Source organism: Nocardia sp. alder85J (genome assembly GCF_020176955.2).
Lineage (GTDB): Bacteria > Actinomycetota > Actinomycetes > Mycobacteriales > Mycobacteriaceae > Nocardia.
Window position 1 is genome coordinate 739,644 of the sequence record NZ_JAIUCZ020000002.1, and the last position, 19,472, is coordinate 759,115.

The following is a 19,472-nucleotide window of genomic DNA, read 5'->3' on the forward strand; positions in this document are numbered from 1 at the left end:
GGCCGGACGCCGCGGTGAGCGGGGGTTCAGCGTCCGGGGGCGGTGTGCACGGGCCGCCGCCGGGCCGGCGTGGTCGGCGCGCCGAGTTCGCGGCTGATGCCGTTGGCGGCGGTGCGGACCGCCGGGGCCCAGGCCGACCGCTTCGCGTCCCCGGCGGGCACCACGATCGACACCGCCGCCAGTACCCGGCCGTCCGGGCCGAACACGGGCGCGGCCACCGAGTACCCGTCCAGGGTGACCTGCCCGTCGCTGATCGCCACGCCGGTGTGGCGCACCTCGGCCAGCGCGCGGCGCAGCCGGTCCGGATCATCGATCGTCTTCGGCGTGAACACCGCGAACGGCCGGGCCAGCACCTCGTCGAGCACCTCGGCGGGGGAGTGGGCGAGGATCGCCAGGCCCACCCCGGTCGCGTGCAGCGGCCAGCGCGCCCCGATCCGGGTCTTCACCGCGACGGCGTTGCGGGCGGCCAGGAATTCCACGTACATCACCTCGTCGCCGTCGCGCACCGCCAGTTGCACGTTCTGGTGGGTGGCCTCGTAGAGGTCCTCCATGTACGGCAGCGCCACATCGCGCAGCGGCCGCCCGCGCGGGCAGTGCGCGGCGACCTCCAGCATCCGCAGCCCGATCTGATATCCGCCGCCGGGCGCCCGGTCCAGCGCGCCCCACTGCACCAGGTCGGTCGCGTACCGGTACGCGGTCGTCTGCGGCAGCTCCGCGCGATCGGCCAGATCCGCCAGTTTCAGCACCGGATGCCCGGTGTCGAAGGCGGCCAGCAGGCCCAGTGCCCGGGTCAGCACGGACGTCTCGGCAGTCATCGTCGACCACACTCCTGTCAGCCGGCCGGGATTCGGCGTTTCGATCATGATGACCCCAACCGCCGACCGGAGGGCAGCCACCGCGCGAGGATCGATACATGACCCAGACCGTGCCGTCCGCCCGTGACGTTCTCCGGCAGCGCTACCGCGATCCCGCGATCGGCGAGCCGGACCAGTGGAATCCCGTGTTGCACCTGCTGCACAGCCATCACTCGGTGCGGCAGTACCTGGACGAGCCGGTCTCCGACGCGACCCTGCGGTTGCTGGTGTCCGCGGCGCAGTCGGCGCCGACCTCGTCCAATCTCCAGGTCTGGAGCGTGATCGCCGTCCGGGATCCGCAGCGGCGGGCGCGGCTGGCGGAGCTGGCCGGCGGGCAGGCGCATATCGCGCAGGCCCCGGTGCTGCTGGTGTGGACCGCGGATTTCGGGCGGCTGCGGCAGCTCGCCGATGCGCGCGGGGTGCCGCTGGAGGGCGCCGACTATCTGGAATCCAGCTACGTGGGCTTCGTGGATGCCGCGCTGGCCGCGCAGAATGCCGTCGTCGCGGCGGAATCACTGGGCCTGGGCACGGTTTTCGTGGGTGCGCTGCGCAACAGGCCGGAAGAGGTAGCCGCCCTGCTGCACCTGCCGCAGCAGGTGTTCGCCGTCTTCGGCCTGGTGGTGGGGCATCCGGATCCGGCCGAGGGGGCGGGGGTGAAGCCGCGACTGCCGCAGCGGGCGGTGCTCCATCACGAAACCTACGACGCCGCACCACAACTGGATGCCATCACCGATTACGAGCCGCGCCTGGCGGAATATTACGCCGATCAGCGGCAACAGCACTCCTGGACCGCCCGGGTACTGGCCCGGCTGGCCTCCGGGGCGAGCCTCAGCGGCCGGCACCGATTGCGGGAGGCGCTGGGCGAGCGCGGTTTCCGGCTGCACTGACTCGCCGCGGGCGATGGCGATTCTCCGCTACCGATTTCCCGTCATCGATCGCGCGAGCGCCGTTCGGGTGTTAACGTGCGGGGCGAAATGCCCCCCTTCGCAGCGTCAGCGGAGAAACGATGCGAGCAGTTGCCACCCCCCACGGAACGGTCGGCTACACCGACCACGGCGCCGGACCGGTGCTGCTGTTCGTCCACGGCTTCCTGCTCGACAAGAGCATGTGGCTACCGCAGATCGTGCACTTCGTGCCGCTCGGCTACCGGGTGCTGTGCGTGGATCTGCTGGGCTTCGGCGACAGCGAACCGGTCCCGGGCACCATTCCCCTCACCGCCCACGCGGTCGCGCTGACCGCGGTGCTCGACGCCGTGGGTGCCGAGACGGCGACGGTGACCGGATATTCGATCGGCGGTCAGGTGGCCCTGGATTTCGCGGGCTCGCATCCGGATCGGCTCACCGCCCTGGTGCTGTCGGGCACCTCGGCTGGAGTCGACAGCCCGGTGGTCCGCGCCGAGCGCCTGGCGCTGGCCGATCGGCTGGAGTCCGAGGGGGTCGACGAGTACGCCGAGGAGTTCCTGCCGCACCTGCTCGGCGCGCGCACGATCCGCGACCGTCCGTCGGTGGTGGAGCACGCCCTCACCATGATGGCGGCCGCGGATCCCGAAGGCGCGGCGGCGGTCCTGCGCGGGCGCGCCGAGCGCGGCGACTACACCGCCGTCGCTCGCGCGCTGACCGTGCCGAGCCTGGTCGTGGTGGGTGCGGAGGACTCCTTCGACCGGGGCGAACTCGCCGCGGAGCTGGCCGGCCTCGTGCCGGGCAGCCGCCTGGCCGTGGTCGCCGACTCCGGTCACACGCCCAGCCTGGAGCGCCCGCTGTCGTTCAACGCCGAACTCGAGGAATTCCTGGAATCGGTCTCCGGCGCCGCCCGGCCGGGTCCGCTGCGGGTGCGCTGAGCCGCTGGTCGCGCGCGGAAATCGGCGTCGGCCTGCCCATTTGCCGCGCGCGAACGGCGCAAATGTGAAAATGTTGTTCCAGGACAACATGTTTGACGGTGGATACCGACCGGTCACACATCGGAGAGGGGTTCGGTGGGGCCATGACAGGGCAGCGCAGGGGGGCGAGGTCCGGGGGACCATTGGCGTCGGTGGCGCGTGGCGGACGCCGTCGGCGGCGCCGGGGGCGCGTCGACGATGCGCCACAGGTGATCTGGCCCGGGATGATTCCCGCGTCCCAGCCGCAGGCGCGGCCGGGACGGCGCCGCCGGATGCTGGTCGGCTCGGCCGCGGTGGTCGGGACGGCCGCCGTGGTCGGCGGGGTGGTGCTGTCGCTCGAGATCCGCATGCAGCAGGCGGCGCCGGCGACCATGGCCAGCACCGCCGATCTCGCGCTGGGCGGCGGCCCCGGCTGTGAGCCGGTGCGCTCGCCGGAAGTGGTGCGGGGCAACGGTATCGGGTCCACCGGCTCCGGGGCGGATGCGATCCTGGCCTTCCAGCACGCCTACTACGTGGACCGGTCCGGCGCCGTGGCGCGCGCGGCGACCGCCCCCGATGCCTGGGTGTCGACCGCGCAGACCATCGACGCCGGCATCGCGACCGTCCCGGTGGGCACCCATCACTGTGTGCAGATCACCCCGTTGCCGGACGGCCGGTTCGATGTCGTCATCACCGAATCGCGCCCGGACCACACCAGCCGGACCTATCGGCAGCTGGTCAGTGTCGGTCTGCGCGACGGGACCACGGTGATCACCCGGATCGACCCGCCCCGCGCGACTCGCTGATGATCTAGCACGCTCATTGGCGTGGCGCACCTGGGAAACGTCTGTCAGTTCTGTACGCAGACTGGGAGACAACTGCCAATCGACCTCGAACTGGCCTAGAGTTCGGACTCGGCAATTGTGTATGGGTTCGGTGGGCGTTAACTTTTGATCGTTCGTGATTCACCGGGTCACGCGACCGCCGGACGACGGGTCGGGGGCTTGCCCGGGGAACGATCGAACGCCGAGCGCTCGGCAGGATCAAGGGGACCGATCCTGCCGGGCGCTTGTCTTTATCGGGGGACCGGCACCGATCATGCCGCCGCGGCAGGTTTCGATACAAGGGCGAATCGGTGAACAGCTGTCTCGGACAGTGGGGATGCGGGGGTCCGCGGTGGAAAAGTGGCGTACTGGTCAGACGACCAGTATGGTGCGTGCAGAGATTTCGGCCGGAACAGGTTCCAATCCCACCCGAAGGAGCTGCCCCGTGACGGTTTCCCGGCGATCCGTGCTGGCCGGTACCACCGCTGCCCTGGGCGTGGCCGGCATCGCCGCCGCCGGCGCCGCCCCGGCCGCACCGGCGACCGGTGACGGCCAGGACTATCTGATCGGCTGTGGCATGGCCGACGTCACCGGCGCCGTCGCCGGGCAGGGCATGATGGGCTACTCGGAGCTGGACCAGGTCGCCACCGGTCTGCTCAGCCGCTGCTGGGCGCGCGCGTACGTGATCGTGGACCGGATCACCGGCGGGCGGGTGGTGTTCGTCAACGCCGACATCGCGTGCCTGTTCCAGTCCGTGCATCTGGCGGTGTTGCAGCGGCTCGCACAGCGTTTCGGTGATCTGTACACCGAGCGCAACGTCAATCTCAACGCCACCCACAATCACAACTCCTGCGGCGGCACGGCCCGGGAGTACGCCTATTCGCTGGCCGCCTACGGATTCCGGCGCAATTCGCACGAGGCCGAGGTGAGCGGGATCGTCGCCGCCGTCGTGGCCGCGCACGACCGGCTGGCACCGGGCACCGTGCTGCTCGGGCACGGCGAACTGCACGACGCCGGCGCCAACCGGTCCCGGGTGGCGTTCGAACTGAACCCGCCGGAGGACAAGGCCGAATTCCCCGACGCCGTCGACCCGGCGGTCACGGTGCTGCGGCTGCGCCAGGGTGGCCGGGACGTCGGCGCGATCACCTGGTTCGCCACCCACGGCACCTCGCTCACCGACCACAACACCCTGATCTCGGCGGACAACAAGGGCTACGCCAGCTATCGCTGGGAGCACGACGAGAGGGGCATGCGGCCCGGCGCCGGCCCGGCGGCCTTCGTGGCCGCCTTCGCGCAGACCAACGCGGGCGACATCACCCCCAATCTGGATGTGCGCCCGTGGCATCCGACCGGGCCGACGGAGGACGACCGCGTCAACTGCGCGCTGATCGGGGAGCGGCAGTATCAGGCCGGTCGGGCGGCGTTCGCGGGCGCGCGGGCGATGGCCGTCGGCGGGGTGGACGCGGTCCTGCGCTATGTGAACATGGGCGACACCGCGATCGACGGCGACTACACCCCCGATGGCAAACCGGCCCGCACCACCCCGGCGATGATGGGCGCGGCCGCCGCGGCCACCAGTTCGGAGGACAACTGGAACACCCAGTTGCCCTTCCTGTTCGAGGGAGAGACGAACCCGGTGGTGTCCGCGCTCGGCGGCGTGTCCGCGCCGATCGAGCAGTGGATGCGAGATGCCCAGGCGCCCAAGCTGATCGCGGTCCCGCTGGGTATCCTGCCGCCGCGGCCGTGGGTGCCGCTGGTGGTGCCGATCCAGATCGTGCGGATCGGTGATCTGGTGCTGGCCTCCGGGCCGGCCGAGTACACGGTGGTGTCCGGGCTGCGGATCCGGCGGCTGGTGGCCCGCGCGCTGGGTGTGCCGCTGGGCAATGTGCTGATGCAGGGCTACGCCAACGGCTACTGCGGCTACGTGACCACGCCGGAGGAGTACGCGTCGCAGCAGTACGAGGGCGGGGAGACGCTGTTCGGCCGCTGGACGCTGTCGGCCTACATGCAGGAATTCGACCGGCTGGCACGGGCATTGGCCGCCCGGGTGGATCCGGGCCGGGGCCCGGCGCCGCTGGACTGGACCTCGGGCCCGCAACCGGATCTGCTGCCGGCGGTGCCGCCGGACGTGCCCGCCGCCGGGCACGGATTCGGGGATGTGGTGGCCGCGCCGCCGCCGTCCGCGGCGGCCGGGCAGACCGTGTCGGTCACCTTCGCCGGCGCTCATCCGAACAACGATCTGCACACCGGCGGAACGTATTTCGAGGTACAGCAGCAGGCAGGCGGCGACTGGGCCCGGGTGTTCGACGACAACGACTGGTGTACCGAACTGCACTGGTCGCGGCCGGACGGCCAGCCCGCCGCCTCGCTGATCGAGATCAGGTGGACGGTTCCCGCGGGCACGGCCGCCGGCCGCTATCGGATCGAATACACCGGAGACAGCCGTGATTCCGGTGGCGCGGTGACTCGATTCACCGGCGCCTCACCGGAATTCACGATCGATCGGTAGGGGTCAGCTCGCCGCGGGCGCGGCGGACTTGGCGGGCTTGGCGACCGGCTTGCTCACATCGCGCTGCGCGGCGGTCATCTCCCGCCGCGACTTGCGCAGCTCCCGGCGGGTCTGCGCGTGCTTGCGCGAGGTGCCGAACGCGCCGCCGAGCAGCAGCACCAGGCCCAGCATCGCGACCGCGCCCACCCCCGCACCCGCCGCGAACAGCTGGCCCTGGGAGCCGCTGAACGCGTGGTCGAAGATGGTGAAATGGCCGGTCAGCATGTGGGCCTGATCGTTGTTGGCGGCGATGGCCGAGGCCCCGACCACGATCGCCGCGATCAGCAGAATCAATCCGATGAGAATAATCATTGTTCACTCCAACGTTGTCCTGGAACGCTCTCTTCAGCCAATACCCGGGCGGTGAAGTGACAAACAGCGGACTCGCGGCGTCCGGGCTCGCCGGTGATCTGCGGCACAGCGGGCCCGGGGTCTTGCCTTCGGATAGTTGTCTACTCACAATAGTTGTGTGCATACAACTGTTTCGGACCTGAGTGCCCGCGGCAAGGCCGTCGTCCTGCTGACGTGCTGCCTCAGCCTGCTGATCGTGTCGATGGACGCGACGATCGTGAACGTCGCGATCCCCACGATCCGCACCGAGATGCATGCCCCGCTGTCGCGGTTGCAGTGGATCATCGACGCCTACACCCTCACCCTGGCCAGCCTGCTGCTGCTGTCCGGCGCCACCGCCGATCGCTTCGGCCGGAAACTGGTGTTCCGCATCGGCCTGGCCGTGTTCGCGCTGGGCTCGCTGCTGTGCAGCCTCGCGCCCACTGTGGAGGTGCTGATCGGCGCGCGGTTCGCGCAGGCCGTGGGCGGGTCGATGCTCAATCCGGTGGCGATGTCGATCATCACCACGGTGTTCACCGGGCGGGTCGAGCGGGCCCGCGCGATCGGGGTGTGGGGTGCGGTGGTCGGTATCTCCACCGCGATGGGTCCGATGGTGGGCGGCGTCCTGATCGGGGCGTTCGGCTGGCGGTCGGTGTTCTGGATCAATCTGCCGATCTGCCTGCTGGCCTTCGTGCTCACCACCGTGTTCGTGCCGGAATCGAAGTCCGCGCGCCGGCGCGGGGTGGATCCGGCCGGTCAGCTGCTGGCGATGGTGGTGATGTTCACCCTGGTGTTCGGGCTCATCGAGCGCAAGCCGCTGATCTTCGTGGTGACCGCGCTCGCGCTCGCCGCCTTCCTCTGGGCCGAGCGGCGGCACGCCTCGCCGTTCATCGACCCCCGGTTCTTCCGCAGTTTCCCGTTCACCGCGGCCACCGTGACGGCCGTGTTCGCCTTCGCCGGACTGGGCGGATTCCTGTTCACCGCCTCGATGTATCTGCAAGGCACACGGCACTTCTCGGCCGTGCACACCGGGCTGCTGTATCTGCCGATGGGGCTCGGGATGCTGGTCTGCTCGCCGTTGTCGGGCCGGTTGGTGGGGCGTTACGGCACCCGGCCGTCGCTGGTGGCCGCGGGCGTGCTGATGGCGGCCGCCGCCCTGGCGCTGACCCGGCTGGACCCCACCACCCCGGTGTGGTGGCTGCTGATCGTGTTCGCGGTGCTCGGCGCCGGATTCGGCCTGGTGAACGCGCCGATCACCACGGCGGCGGTGAGCGGGATGCCCGCCGATCGGTCCGGGGCGGCCTCGGCGGTGGCGTCCACCAGCCGTCAGGTCGGGGTCAGCATCGGGGTGGCGCTGGCCGGGGTGCTCTCCGATACCGGGCTGTGGTGGGTGCTGGGCGCGCTCGCCGCCGGTATCGTCGCACTGGGTGTCGCCGCGAGCACCGACTGGGCGCTGCGCTCCCGCGAACGCGTCGCCCCACTGCTCGAACAGAAGGTTCCCAGCCATGCCGTATGAGCCCGCGGCGCCGGACTCCGATCCGGAACTCGGCGAGGAGGTCTGGGCGCTGCTCACCCATGCCGTCGCCGACAGCCGGGATCAGTGGAAGCGAGCGGTGGTCGATCGAACGGGCATGGCGTTCAGCCGGATCCGCGTGCTGCGCCGGATCGCGCAGGGGCCGATGACGGTCAAGGATCTGGCCCGCGCGGCGGCGATGGATCCGCCCGCGGCGACGGTCACCGTCAACGATCTGGAGGAGCGCGGACTGGTGGTGCGCGAGATCGATCCGGGCAATCGGCGCTCGAAGCTGGTGTCCATCACCACCGCCGGGCAGCTGGTGCTGGCCGAGGCGCTCGCCACCCCGGACCCGCCACCGGCGGCGCTGGCGCGACTGTCCCCGGCGGAGTTGCGCACCCTGCGCGATCTGCTGCGCAGGATCGAGAGCTGAAGCGGTGCAAGCGCTTCGGAGGCGGGAACAGGCGGTGACCGGTCCGCGACCGGTCACCGCCTGTGCTCGTGCCGTCGGCCGGGCCGAGACGAATCCGCCTCGGCCCGTGACCGATTCCGCCCGGGGCTGTGGCCGATTCCACTCGGCCGGCCCGGGGCGGGTTCGGCGTCAGCCCGAAACAGGTTCCGCCGCAGCGGCTTTCCCGTCGGTGGCGGCCGTCGGTGGCGCGGCGGCCGGGACACTGTGCGCGGAGATCAGGCTCTCGTCCGGGTACGCCTCCTCGTCGTGCACCGCCAGATCGCCGGATTCCAGTGTCGCGTCGTCCATCCGCAACTTCATGAACAGGCCGAGGAAACGCAGCAGTACGAAGGTGACGAAGGCATCCCACACGATGACGGTGAGCGCCGCACCCGCCTGCCACAGCAGCTGTTTCGGGTGATGACCGTAGAGCCAGCCGCTGGTCGTGAAGTCCTGCACGTCCTTTCCGTTGCCGAAGTACACCGTCACCTTCGGATCGGCCAGCACGCCGACCAGCAGACCGCCGGCCAGACCGGCCACGCCGTGGGTGTGCACCACACCGAGCGCGTCGTCCACCTTGCTGAACAGTTTGGTGCGGCCCAGCTTGTTCCAGGAGAACCACACCAGGGTCGCGCCGACCACGCCGATGATCAGGGCGCCGAAGCTGTTCACGAAGCCGGCGGCCGGGGTGATCGCCACCAGGCCGGTGATCATGCCGTTGACCGCGCCGAGGAAGGTCGGCTTGCGCTGCGGCCCGGCGAGCATGTCCCAGACCACCCAGGTGAGCAGCGCGACGGCGGTGGCCAGGTTGGTGTTGATCACGGCCAGTGAGGCATTGGCGCCGGAGAAGTACATGTCGCCGCCGTTGAAGCCGTTCCAGCCCAGCCACAGGATGCCGGCCCCGGCGGCGGCCATCGGCAGGTTGTTGGGTGCCGCGTGCTGCCGGTCCCGGGCCAGCCGGGGGCCGATCACCGCGGCGGCGACGAAGCCGGAAGTGCCTGCGGCCAAATGGATCACGTAACCACCGGAGTAGTCCAGCGCACCCATCTGCGCCCACCAGCCGCCGCCCCAGATCAGCATGGCGTTGACGGCGTAGGCGAAGGTCGACCACAGCGGCACGAACAGCAGCCAGACCTTGAAGTTGATCCGCCCGATCACGCTGCCCAGGAACAACAACGGGGTGATCCCGGCGAACACGAACTGGAAGTAGGCGAGTGTCGTCTCACTGAACCTGAAGTTCGGCATCAGGCCCTGGACCAGCGGAATCGACGCCTGATTCTGATTGCTGGTGCCGAGTATCGTGTGCGGGACGCCGACGGCCGCGCGCAGGATGCCCGGCCCGAGCTTCAGCGGTTCACCGAAGCCCATCTTGAACACCCACAGCACCCAGACCACCAGCACCAGGGAGAACCCGGTGAAGGCCATGAGCATGGTGTTGACGGCCCATTTCCGTTGCACCAGACCGCCGTACAGGATGGCGATACCGGGGATGCTCATCAGCCCGACGAGCGTGGCGGCCACCAACTGCCAGGCGTTGTCGCCCGGGTTGAGCCAATCGGGATAGGGATTCATGATCGGCGCCCTCTCTGCCGACACTCGGGCGGGCTCGTCGCGCGGGGCCGCCCCCTTGGATGGAGCTCGACGTCTGTGGCCCTGGACGTGGGACGGATCGGACGTGGGACGGATCACAAACGGTGAGCTAAAGTCTGGACAGGGCAGGTTTCGGGGATGTTAGCCGCCGTAAAGTCTGGGTGTCTCTCCGGCGCGCCGTTGTGAATTCCGCTGTGCGGCAAGATCACCTGTGAGGTCGCTGTCGATCACAGCGGCGCCACGGCGCGTCCCTCGACCGGGCCGGGCCCGGCTCCTAGGGTGTGGGGCATGGAGCCCTTGCAGCGCTATATCGCCGAGGAAATCGCCCACGATCACGCCGACGGTCTGGTCGGACGCCGGGAGGCGTTGCGCCGGTTGGGCCTGCTCGGCCTGAGCGCACCCGCCGCCGTCGCGCTGCTGGCCGCCTGTTCGAACAACTCCGATACCGCCGTGACCGGAACATCCACTGCCGCACCGACCTCCGCCGCCACCTCGGCGCCGCCCGGATCCGCCGCCGCGCTGCCCACCGCGCCGGTCACCTTCCCCGGCCCCGACGGCCGGACGGTACAGGGGGCGTGGGCGGAGGCGAAGCAGCCGCGCGGCGGTGTCCTCGTCATCCACGAGAACACCGGGCTCACCGACCACATCCGCTCGGTGACCGGACGGTTCGCGGGCGCCGGGTACTCCGCGCTCGCGGTCGACCTGCTGTCGGAGGAGGGCGGCACCGCGAGTTTCACCGACACCGCGGCCGCCACCGCGGCGCTGGGCAAGATCCCGCAGGACCGCTTCGTCGCGGACCTGCAGGCGGGCGTGGCCGAACTCGGGCGGCGGCTGCCGGGAAAGAAGCTGGGCGCCACCGGATTCTGCTTCGGCGGCGGGCTGGTCTGGTTGCTGCTGGCGCACGGCACCCCGGAGTTGGCCGCGGCGACCCCGTTCTACGGCCCGTTCCCCGACGGCGGTGATCTGTCCCAGGCCGAGGCGGCGGTACTGGCGATCTACGGCGGGCTCGACCAGCGTGTCGGCGCCACCCGCCCGGCCGCGATCGCCGCCTTGGAGAAGGCGGGCCTGCCGCACGACGTCTTCGTCGCCGAGGGCGCCGATCACGCCTTCTTCAACGACACCGGCGCACGCTACAACCCGGCGGGCGCCGCGGAGGCGTGGCGGCGGGTCGGGGACTGGTACGGCAAGTATCTCGGCTGACCCGGTGCCCGTCGGTGAATCGGGCATACCGCCGCGATCCGGAACCGGCGGTCTGTTCTAAGCTCGGATCATGACCGAGGAGCGGACGCCGGAGTGGGCGCCCATCGCCGAATCCGGTTTCGAACTGGGCACCGACGGCCCCCGTGTGATCATGGTCGGCCTGGACGGTTCGGACTCCTCGTGGCGGGCCGCCGCCTATGCCGCCGGGGCCGCCCGCCGGCAGCGCGCGCAACTGGCGCTGGTCTACGTGCAACCGCTGCTGACGATGGCCGGCGCCTACGGCGTCGACGTCCGCAGCGTCACCGCGGACGTGGCGCAGGACCTGGCCCAGGAGCTGCGCCGGCGCACCGACGAGGTCCGGGACGTGTTCACGGTGCCGTGGACGTTCCTCACCCGCCGCGGCGACCCGTACGCCGAATTGGCCCGCGCCGCGGACGAACTCAAGGCCGACGCGGTGATGGTCGGCGCGTCCGAGCACGCCGGCCACCGCTTCGTCGGCTCGGTGGCGGTCCGCCTGGTGAAGGCGGGCCGCTGGCCGGTCACCGTCGTGCCGTGAGCCGGTTCAGATCCGGGTCAGCTCGTAGAGCCGGAAACGGCGGTCGCCGGCGAGGCGCTGCTCCATCAGGTAGCCGGGCCAGTAGGTGGTGGCCCGGTGCCAGGCCCGGTCCCGCTCGTCGCCGGTCAGCCGCCGCACCTTGACCTCGAAACGGTCACCGCCGCTGTGCATCTCGGCGCGGTCGGCGGCGTTGAGGTTGGCCGACCAGGAGGGGTGGCCGGGCCTGCCCCAGTTGGAGCCCACCAGCAGGTAGGCGCCGGGGCCGTCTGGCACGTACAGCAGCGACACCGTGCGCGGTACACCGGACTTGCGGCCGGTGACGGTCAACTCCATCGACGGCAGCCCGGCCACGTCGAGCACGCCGTGCTTGCCGCCGGTCAGCCGCCGCACGAACCGCTCGACCCGGATGATCAGCGGGGCCGCCCGCATCGCCGCGGGGCGATTGGCGATCGCCCGCCCCAGCGCGCGGAGAGGATTCTTCGGCACGACTGGATCCGCCTCTCTGACAGGATGATTCGGCCGCCACCACGGTGTGGCAGGGCCTGTTCGCGCTCGAGGGTTCCGGGGACGGCCACCGGCCTCGGCCCCGTGGATCCCGGCCCGGAGGTGGACCGGAACGGTCTCCGCCCGGCGGTACTCGCAGCCCGTTCGCACGTCGGGTCGAACGTTACCGAGATGAATTTTATTCGGCTGTGCCGGGGCGGACCGGGCCTCGGCTGTCCGGATCGGGCCGTGCGTCAGGCGTCGACGGTCGCGGGCAGGCCGGCCAGGATCTCGGAGGTGGTGGCGGTGCGGCCCAGCGCGGGGAAGATACGGGTGACGGCGTGTTCGTGGCCTTCGGCGGTGCGGTCGGCGATCGCGTCGGTGGCGACGACCACGTGGTAGCCGTGCTCGTGGGCGGAGCGGGCGGTGGATTCGACGCCGTAGGTGGTGGCGACGCCGGTCAGCACGATGCCGGTGACGCCGCGGCGGCGCAGTTGCAGGTCCAGGTCGGTGCCGTAGAAGGCGCCCCAGTTGCGCTTGGTGACGATGATGTCGGTGGGCTGGACGTCGAGTTCGTCGATCAGCACGTCGAAGTCGGCGGGCAGGGCGCCGCCGCGGCTCGGGCCGGCGGTGCGACCGGGCGGGACGTCGCCGCCGTCGGCGGCGAAGCTGACCCGGACCAGTACGACCGGCAGCCGGCGGGCGCGGAAGGCCGTGGTCAGTTCGACGTTGCGGGCGATGACGTCCTCGATCGGATTCGGCACGGTGGGGGCGCCGACGATGCCGCGCTGGAGATCGATGACGACCAGGGCGGTGGCAGGGTCGAGCAGGGGTGCGGTCACGGTGGAATCCTCCGGTATCGGTGCTGCGTGTTGATATGGGTGAAAGGTGTTGGGGCCGAGCCCGATCCGAACGCGCGGATCAGGGCTCGACGAGCCGGCGCAACAGGTCGACCGCCTTGGTGAGGCGGTCCAGTTCGCCGGGGGTCAGCCGCTCGGACATGGTCCGGGTGAGCCAGCTCTGTTTGGCGTCCTCGGTCGCGCGCCGCAGCCGGTGACCGGATTCGGTGAGCGAGATCAGCACGCTGCGCTGGTCGGTCGGGTGCGGTGTGCGCGTGATCAGGCCGAGTTCTTCCAGCACGGCCAGGGTGGCCCGCATGGATTGCGGCCGTACCCGTTCGGCGCGGGCGAGATCGGCGACGCTGGACGGACCCTCCGCGAGCCTGCCGACGACCACCGCCTGCGACATGGTGAGCTCCGAATCGGCGCGCGCCGCGCGCAATTGCCGCAGCAGCCGACCGGCCACCACCCGCAGCTCGGTGGCGGCGGCCGCGACCTGCTCGGGGGTGTGCGGAGCGGATTCCGGCGGGTTCGCCGGAGTTGATTCGGGCACGGGCCCAGCGTAGGGAAGGGCAGGAAAACTTGCAAGTTTGCCTGTCTTAATCGGGAAGGGGCGCTGCGAGCCGGACGCGATTCTGTCGTAGCCGGGCGGTAGCGTGCCGACCATGACCATGAACCGGGAGGCAGGAGGCGGCGCGGTCGCGGCCGCCGTGCCGGGTGCGGGCGGCGAGGGCTATCGGCGCGGGCTGACCCCGCGGACCATCCAGATGATCGCCATCGGCGGCGCGATCGGGACCGGGCTGTTCTACGGTTCCGGTGGGGCCATCGAGCAGGCCGGCCCGGCGCTGATCCTCTGCTATCTGGCGGCCGGGCTGGTCATCTTCGTGATCATGCGAGCGCTGGGGGAGCTGCTCACCTACCGCCCGGTGTCGGGCAGCTTCGCCGAGTACGCCAACGAATTCCTCGGCCGCTTCGCGGGTTTCGCCACCGGCTGGACCTACTGGGCGGTGTGGGCGTCCACCTGCATGGCCGAGATCACGGTGGCGGGGAAGTATGTGCGCTACTGGTTCGCGATTCCGGAGTGGATCACCGCGCTGGTGGTGCTCGGCGTGCTGTTCGTGGCCAATCTGATCTCGGTGCGGCTGTTCGGCGAGGGCGAGTTCTGGTTCTCCACCATCAAGGTCACCGCGATCCTGGCGATGATCGCGATCGGTATCGCGGTGCTGGCGTTCCACGTCGGCCACGCGCCGAATCCGACGGTCCGCAATCTGTGGGCCGACGGCGGGGTGTTCCCGCACGGGTTCGGGCAGGCGCTGCTGGCCTTGCAGATCGTGGTCTTCGCGTATGTCGGCGTGGAACTGGTCGGGGTCACCGCGGGGGAGGCGCACGATCCGAAACGCACGCTGCGCAAGGCGATCAACTCGCTGCCGCTGCGCATCGGCCTGTTCTACGTCGGCGCGCTGGTGGTGATCATGTCGGTGGCGAGCTGGCGCAGTTTCCACGCCGGTCGCAGCCCGTTCGTGGAGGTGTTCGCCGAGATCGGCATTCCGGGTGCGGCGGGCATCATCAACTTCGTCCTGCTCACCGCCGCGCTGTCGTCCTGCAATTCGGGGCTGTACTCCACCGGCCGGATGCTGCGCAGCCTGGCGTCGCGCGGTGAGGCGCCGGCCGCGCTCGGCGGGCTGAGCCGGCGGCAGGTGCCGTGGGCGGGCATCACGGTGTCGGCGGCGGTGATGGTGATCGGCGTGATCGTCAACGTGCTCTCCCCGGATCGGGCCTTCACCTACATCACTTCGGTGAGCACGGTCGGCATCATCGTGGTGTGGGCGGTGATCCTGGTGTGCCACTGGATCTATCGCGGCCGGGTGCGCCGCGGCGCGCTGCCGGCCGCGGACTACCGGCTACCGGGCGCCCCCGTCACCACTGTCGTCGCGCTGGCCTTCCTGGCGCTGGTGGTCGTGCTGCTGTTCCGCACCGACGGCGGGCGCACCGCCCTGATCGTCGGGGCGATCTGGGCGGCGCTGCTGTGCGCGGGCTATCCGATCGTGAATCGCTCTGCGCGGCAAGCGGAACCGGAGGTCAGCTCGGCCGGGCGAGCGGGAAGGCCCGGGCGGCCCGGCGGCGCAGCGTGAACCGGCGGCGGTCGAAATCCCAGCACCGGTACAGCGGCCATTGCACGGTGTGCGCGAACCAGGCCATCACGACGAAGAATCGGTGGTAGGGCAGCACCTGCAAGCCCTGCTCCTGGATGGTCCGCAGGCCGCTGAGCTGGAAGTCCCACCAGCGCCGCGGACTGGTGTGGCGGCGGCGGGCCGAGGTCTCGGCCAGCATGTCCAGCAGTTGATCGATGCGCAGGCCCCGTTTGCACAGGCACAGCGCCAGATCCAGGTCGTCGATCACGTCCGGTCTGGTGGAGGTGTCCTCGCGGACCTGCTGCCACGCGGTGCGGCGGACGGCCATGTTGGGGCCGTGCATGTTGCCGACCTGCCCGCCCAGCTTCCCGCGCCGGATCTGGATGCGGTAGCCCAGTTTCAGCAGGAATCCCACCGGTGAGTCGTAATAGGTGGTGAGGCCGGTGAGCGCGGCAGTGTCGGGATGTTCGGTGAAATAGCCGCGGATCACCGCACCCCAGTTCTCGGCCACGCGGGTGTCGGCGTCGGTGCGGGCGATGAAATCGCCACGCGCCGCGTCCAATCCGGTGTTGCGGGCCTGCGCGACGCCGCGCCGGCTCTCCTCGACCAGCACCACCTTCGGCTGCCCGGCCTGATAGTCGCGGACGATCCGCTGGGTGCCGTCGGTGCTGCCGTTGTCGACGACGATCACCTCGTCGACGGCCTGCTGGGCGACCAGCCGATCCAGGGTGGCCACGATCGCCGTCGCTTCGTCGAGAGCGGGGACGACGACCGACAGCACGATGGGTGTATCGGGATTGTGCACCTGCTGCCCTCCTCAGGGCAGATTCTCGAGTTGCCCCGTCGGTCATGCAACCGGAGTACCCGCGAATCATGCTTTGAAGGAAAGCCGGTGACCGAAATCACCTGTGGCGCTTGATAGCTCAGAACAAGCCGCCGCCCGCGTGCAGGTGCTGACCGGTGATCCAGCCGCCGTCGGCGGACGCCAGGAAGGCGACGACGGCGGCGATGTCCTCCGGCTCGCCGATCCGCCGCAGCGGCACCTCGGCGGCCAGTCGTGCGAGCGCCGCCGCGTCCACCCGCAGCGCATCGGTGCGGGTGGCGCCGGGTCGCACGCTGTTGACCGTGACCCCGCGCGGGCCGAGCTCGGCGGCGGCCGCGCGCACCAACTGCTCGACGGCGGCCTTGCTGGCGGCGTACGCGCCGGCCCCGGGCCGCCCGGTAACCGTCGAACCGCTGGAGACCACCACGATCCGGCCGTTGTCACGGATGCGCCGCGCGGCCTCTCGGAGCGCGACGAAGGTCGCGCGGGTGTTGATCGCGAACATCGTGTCGAAATCCGCGTCGGTGGTGTCGGCGATCGGCGCGAACCGGGCCGTGCCCGCATTGACCACCAGGATGTCGAGCCCACCGAAGGTGCCTTCGGTGAGATCGAACAGGCCGAGCAGTTGCGCCGGATCGGCCACATCGCCGCGCGCGGCCACCGCGGCGCCACCGGCGGCCTCGATATCGGCCACCACATCCGTTGCGGCGGAGGCATTCTCGCGGTAGTTGACCACCACCCGCACGCCGTCGGCGCCGAGCCGGCGGGCGATCGCGGCCCCGATCCCGCGCGAACCCCCGGTGATCAGTGCGACCGTCATGGTGTCCTCCCTGAAGTAGAGCTTCTCGATAGTCGAGATCATCAACCAATAAAGAGGAGGATGTCAACAGTCGAGCACGTAGACTGTGCGGCATGAGTGGTGACGAGGCCGCCGCGGACCTGGTCACCGCGGCGATGACCCTGCACCGCGAGACCGCGGTGCTCTACGCCGAGGTCGCGCGGCAGTTCGGCCTGACCAGCCAGCAGACCCAGCTACTGTGCCTGCTCAGCCGGCAGGAACCGTCCTTCGGCGAGGTGGCCGCCCGGCTCGGCTGCGACAAGACCAATGTCACCGGCATGGTCGACCGGTTGCAGCAGCGCGGAGTGCTCGACCGCGCCCCCGACCGGCACGACCGCCGGATCACCCGGATCCGGCTCACCACCGCCGGTGACGAACTACGCACCCGCATCCGCGACGCCCTCGACACCGCGATCACCGCCCGGCTGTCGGCGCTCACCCCCGGCGAGCGCGACCGCCTGGCCCCGCTGGCCCGGATGCTCAGCCGGTGATGCCGCGCCGGACCTCGCCCGGCGTGTGCTGCACCCGCTCGTCGCTGTGCCCGTCGGACGAATGCAGCTGGTAGGGCACGCTGGTCACCATCACGCCCGGCACGAACAGCAGCCGCGCCTTCAGCCGCAGCGAACTCTGGTTGTGCAGCAGGTTCTCCCACCAGCGGCCCACCACGTATTCGGGGATGTAGACCGCGACCACATCGCGCGGCCGGGCCTGCCGCACCCGCTTGATGTAGTCGACCACCGGGCGGGTGATCTCGCGGTAGGGCGATTCCACCACCTTCAGCGGGATCTGCACCCCGGCGCGCTCCCAGTCCCGGGTCAGCTCGCGGGTGTCGGAGTCGTCGACGTTCACGGTGATGGCGGTGAGCACGTCCGGCCGGGTGGCGCGGGCGAACTGCACCGCGCGGCGGGTCGCCTTGTGCCAGCCCGACACCAGCACCACCGCGTGCACCCGGGTCGGCAGCGTCTCCTCGTCGTCGGGTGCGATGGTCAGTTCGTCGCGGACACGGGAGTAGTGCCGGTGGATGGCGTACATGATCAGCACCAGCACCGGGATCGCGAACACCACCAGATAGGCGCCGTGCGTGAATTTGGTGATCATCACGACGACCAGGACGACGCCGGTGAAACACGACCCGAACGCGTTGATGATCCGGGCCCGATGGATGCGCGCTCGTTCCGGCCCGGCGGAGTTCCCCTCGGACCGGAGGGTCCGCAGCTCGCGGTTCCAGTGCCGGACCATGCCGGCCTGGCAGAGCGTGAACGAGGTGAACACGCCCACGATGTAGAGCTGGATCAGCCGGGTGGTGGACCCGTGGAAGGCGTAGAGCAGCCCCGCCGCGACCAGCGACAGCATCATGATGCCGTTGGACAGCGCCAGCCGGTCGCCGCGGGTGTGCAACTGCCGCGGCATGTAGCGGCGCTGCGCCAGGATCGAGTTCAGCAGCGGGAAGCCGTTGTAGGCGGTGTTGGCCGCCAGGATCAGGATCAGCGCGGTGCACACCATCAGGTAGTAGAAGGCCACGCTGTGCCCGCCGAACACCGCCGCCGAGATCTGCGCGATGACGGTCTTCTGCGCGTCGGTCTCGCAGTTGCCGTGGAAGCCGATCAGGTCGCAGGTGTTCTCGGTGACCTTGGTCTTGGAGATCATCGCCAGCGCGGTGACGCCCGCGAACATGGTGATGGCCAGCACGCCCATCGCGGTCATGGTCCGCGCGGCGTTCAGCGCCTTCGGTTTCCGGAACGCCGGCACGCCGTTGGAGATGGCCTCGGCGCCGGTCAGCGCGGTACAGCCGGAGGAGAAGGCCCGCAGCAGCAGGAACGCCACCGCGGCCGTGGACAGCCCGAGTTGCTGCGGCTGGATCTGGTAGTTCGCGCTCTCGGCGACCGGCGCGTGCCCGAACGCGGTGCTGCCCAGCCCGAGCGCGGTCATGACCAGCACTCCGGCCACGAAGGCGTAGGTGGGGATCGCGAACAGCCGCCCGGACTCCCGCACCCCGCGCAGATTCATCGCGGTGAGGAAGACGACGACGCCGAGATTGATGACGACCCGGTAGTGGTTGAGGCCCGGCGCGGCCGAGATGATGTTGTCGACGCCGGAGGCCACCGACACCGCGACCGTCATGATGTAGTCGACCATCAGGGCCGCGGCCACCACCAGGCCCGCGGTCGGCCCGAGATTCTCCGCGACGACCTCGTACGATCCGCCGCCGGACGGATACGCCTGCACCACCTGCCGGTAGGACAGCACCACCACCGCCAGCAGCACCACCACGCCGGCGGCCACCCACCAGGTGAGGTTCAGGTAGGCGACCCCGGCCAGCGTCAGGATGAGCAGGATCTCCTGGGTCGCGTAGGCCACCGAGGACAACGGATCGCTGGCGAAGATCGGCAGGGCGATCCGCTTGGACAGCAACGTCTCACCGAGTCGGTCACTGCGGAACGGCCGCCCGAGGACCAGGCGCTTGGCGACATCGATCGGTGAAACCACGAGGGTGAGCCTAGGCCGATCGGGAACAGGTCCGGACATCGGCATGCGAGGAATGCCGGTGAAGTCCGGCCGAGGCCGGAGAAGTTTCGGATACCGGCTTGGTGACGGGCGGAGAGTGTCGCGGCGCGCCGGCCCGGATCGCCGGTACT

19 protein-coding genes are annotated in these 19,472 nt (G+C 70.3%); 10 read left to right on the plus strand and 9 right to left on the minus strand.

The window, feature by feature from the left end; all coding sequences use genetic code 11:
- Nucleotides 1-26: 26 nt before the first annotated feature.
- Nucleotides 27-815, minus strand: coding sequence for an IclR family transcriptional regulator (locus LBW94_RS09545; protein WP_225059650.1), 789 nt, complete (start codon nucleotides 813-815; stop codon nucleotides 27-29).
- Between the two features lie 98 nt (nucleotides 816-913).
- Between LBW94_RS09545 and LBW94_RS09550 the strand changes: the two genes are divergently transcribed.
- From LBW94_RS09550 to LBW94_RS09565, 4 genes are all read left to right on the plus strand, one after another.
- Nucleotides 914-1,741: an NADPH-dependent oxidoreductase gene (locus LBW94_RS09550; protein WP_225059651.1), complete on the plus strand. Its 828-nt coding sequence runs from the start codon at nucleotides 914-916 to the stop codon at nucleotides 1,739-1,741.
- 119 nt (nucleotides 1,742-1,860) lie between these two features.
- Entirely contained in the window at nucleotides 1,861-2,691 is an 831-nt protein-coding gene (locus LBW94_RS09555; protein ID WP_225059652.1) for an alpha/beta fold hydrolase, read from the plus strand.
- Between the two features lie 263 nt (nucleotides 2,692-2,954).
- Nucleotides 2,955-3,515 carry a hypothetical protein gene (locus LBW94_RS09560; RefSeq protein ID WP_225059653.1) on the plus strand — a complete coding sequence of 187 codons (561 nt, stop codon included), beginning with the start codon at nucleotides 2,955-2,957 and terminating at the stop codon, nucleotides 3,513-3,515.
- Between the two features lie 463 nt (nucleotides 3,516-3,978).
- The gene (locus LBW94_RS09565) at nucleotides 3,979-6,042 is read left to right on the plus strand and encodes a neutral/alkaline ceramidase (protein WP_225059654.1); all 2,064 of its coding nucleotides are present in this window, start codon (nucleotides 3,979-3,981) and stop codon (nucleotides 6,040-6,042) included.
- Nucleotides 6,043-6,045: 3 nt separating this feature from the next.
- Here LBW94_RS09565 and LBW94_RS09570 read toward each other — a convergent pair whose 3' ends face one another.
- A complete protein-coding gene (locus LBW94_RS09570) occupies nucleotides 6,046-6,393 on the minus strand; it encodes a hypothetical protein (RefSeq protein ID WP_225059655.1) in 348 nt (115 codons plus the stop codon).
- 157 nt (nucleotides 6,394-6,550) lie between these two features.
- On the opposite strand from LBW94_RS09570, the gene LBW94_RS09575 reads away from it, so the two are divergent.
- Both LBW94_RS09575 and LBW94_RS09580 read left to right on the plus strand, forming a co-directional pair.
- Complete coding sequence (locus LBW94_RS09575; RefSeq protein ID WP_225059656.1) at nucleotides 6,551-7,927, plus strand: MFS transporter; 1,377 nt, start codon at nucleotides 6,551-6,553, stop codon at nucleotides 7,925-7,927.
- Complete coding sequence (locus LBW94_RS09580) at nucleotides 7,917-8,357, plus strand: MarR family winged helix-turn-helix transcriptional regulator (protein ID WP_225059657.1); 441 nt, start codon at nucleotides 7,917-7,919, stop codon at nucleotides 8,355-8,357. Before LBW94_RS09575 ends, LBW94_RS09580 begins: the two co-directional genes overlap by 11 nt.
- A gap of 168 nt (nucleotides 8,358-8,525) precedes the next feature.
- Here LBW94_RS09580 and LBW94_RS09585 read toward each other — a convergent pair whose 3' ends face one another.
- Nucleotides 8,526-9,947: an ammonium transporter gene (locus LBW94_RS09585; protein WP_225059658.1), complete on the minus strand. Its 1,422-nt coding sequence runs from the start codon at nucleotides 9,945-9,947 to the stop codon at nucleotides 8,526-8,528.
- 306 nt (nucleotides 9,948-10,253) lie between these two features.
- On the opposite strand from LBW94_RS09585, the gene LBW94_RS09590 reads away from it, so the two are divergent.
- Both LBW94_RS09590 and LBW94_RS09595 read left to right on the plus strand, forming a co-directional pair.
- Nucleotides 10,254-11,165: a dienelactone hydrolase family protein gene (locus tag LBW94_RS09590; RefSeq protein WP_225059659.1), complete on the plus strand. Its 912-nt coding sequence runs from the start codon at nucleotides 10,254-10,256 to the stop codon at nucleotides 11,163-11,165.
- A gap of 70 nt (nucleotides 11,166-11,235) precedes the next feature.
- Nucleotides 11,236-11,721: a universal stress protein gene (locus LBW94_RS09595; protein ID WP_225059660.1), complete on the plus strand. Its 486-nt coding sequence runs from the start codon at nucleotides 11,236-11,238 to the stop codon at nucleotides 11,719-11,721.
- A gap of 6 nt (nucleotides 11,722-11,727) precedes the next feature.
- On the opposite strand, the gene LBW94_RS09600 is transcribed toward LBW94_RS09595, so the two are convergent.
- From LBW94_RS09600 to LBW94_RS09610, 3 genes are all read right to left on the minus strand, one after another.
- A complete protein-coding gene (locus tag LBW94_RS09600) occupies nucleotides 11,728-12,207 on the minus strand; it encodes a nitroreductase family deazaflavin-dependent oxidoreductase (protein ID WP_225059661.1) in 480 nt (159 codons plus the stop codon).
- 251 nt (nucleotides 12,208-12,458) lie between these two features.
- Entirely contained in the window at nucleotides 12,459-13,046 is a 588-nt protein-coding gene (locus LBW94_RS09605) for an isochorismatase family protein (RefSeq protein WP_225059662.1), read from the minus strand.
- Nucleotides 13,047-13,125: 79 nt separating this feature from the next.
- Nucleotides 13,126-13,596 carry a MarR family winged helix-turn-helix transcriptional regulator gene (locus tag LBW94_RS09610; RefSeq protein ID WP_225059663.1) on the minus strand — a complete coding sequence of 157 codons (471 nt, stop codon included), beginning with the start codon at nucleotides 13,594-13,596 and terminating at the stop codon, nucleotides 13,126-13,128.
- A gap of 118 nt (nucleotides 13,597-13,714) precedes the next feature.
- On the opposite strand from LBW94_RS09610, the gene LBW94_RS09615 reads away from it, so the two are divergent.
- Nucleotides 13,715-15,175, plus strand: coding sequence for an amino acid permease (locus LBW94_RS09615; protein ID WP_225059689.1), 1,461 nt, complete (start codon nucleotides 13,715-13,717; stop codon nucleotides 15,173-15,175).
- Here LBW94_RS09615 and LBW94_RS09620 read toward each other — a convergent pair.
- Nucleotides 15,123-15,980 carry a glycosyltransferase gene (locus tag LBW94_RS09620; protein ID WP_225059664.1) on the minus strand — a complete coding sequence of 286 codons (858 nt, stop codon included), beginning with the start codon at nucleotides 15,978-15,980 and terminating at the stop codon, nucleotides 15,123-15,125. The two genes, LBW94_RS09615 and LBW94_RS09620, sit on opposite strands and share 53 nt — an antisense overlap.
- Before the next feature lie 118 nt (nucleotides 15,981-16,098).
- The gene (locus tag LBW94_RS09625; RefSeq protein WP_225059665.1) at nucleotides 16,099-16,860 is read right to left on the minus strand and encodes an SDR family oxidoreductase; all 762 of its coding nucleotides are present in this window, start codon (nucleotides 16,858-16,860) and stop codon (nucleotides 16,099-16,101) included.
- A 50-nt stretch (nucleotides 16,861-16,910) separates the two neighbouring features.
- Here LBW94_RS09625 and LBW94_RS09630 point away from each other — a divergent pair, with 50 nt between their 5' ends.
- The gene (locus tag LBW94_RS09630; RefSeq protein WP_225059666.1) at nucleotides 16,911-17,327 is read left to right on the plus strand and encodes a MarR family winged helix-turn-helix transcriptional regulator; all 417 of its coding nucleotides are present in this window, start codon (nucleotides 16,911-16,913) and stop codon (nucleotides 17,325-17,327) included.
- On the opposite strand, the gene LBW94_RS09635 is transcribed toward LBW94_RS09630, so the two are convergent.
- Nucleotides 17,317-19,323 carry an APC family permease gene (locus LBW94_RS09635; RefSeq protein ID WP_225059667.1) on the minus strand — a complete coding sequence of 669 codons (2,007 nt, stop codon included), beginning with the start codon at nucleotides 19,321-19,323 and terminating at the stop codon, nucleotides 17,317-17,319. The two genes, LBW94_RS09630 and LBW94_RS09635, sit on opposite strands and share 11 nt — an antisense overlap.
- Between the last annotated feature and the right edge of the window lie 149 nt (nucleotides 19,324-19,472).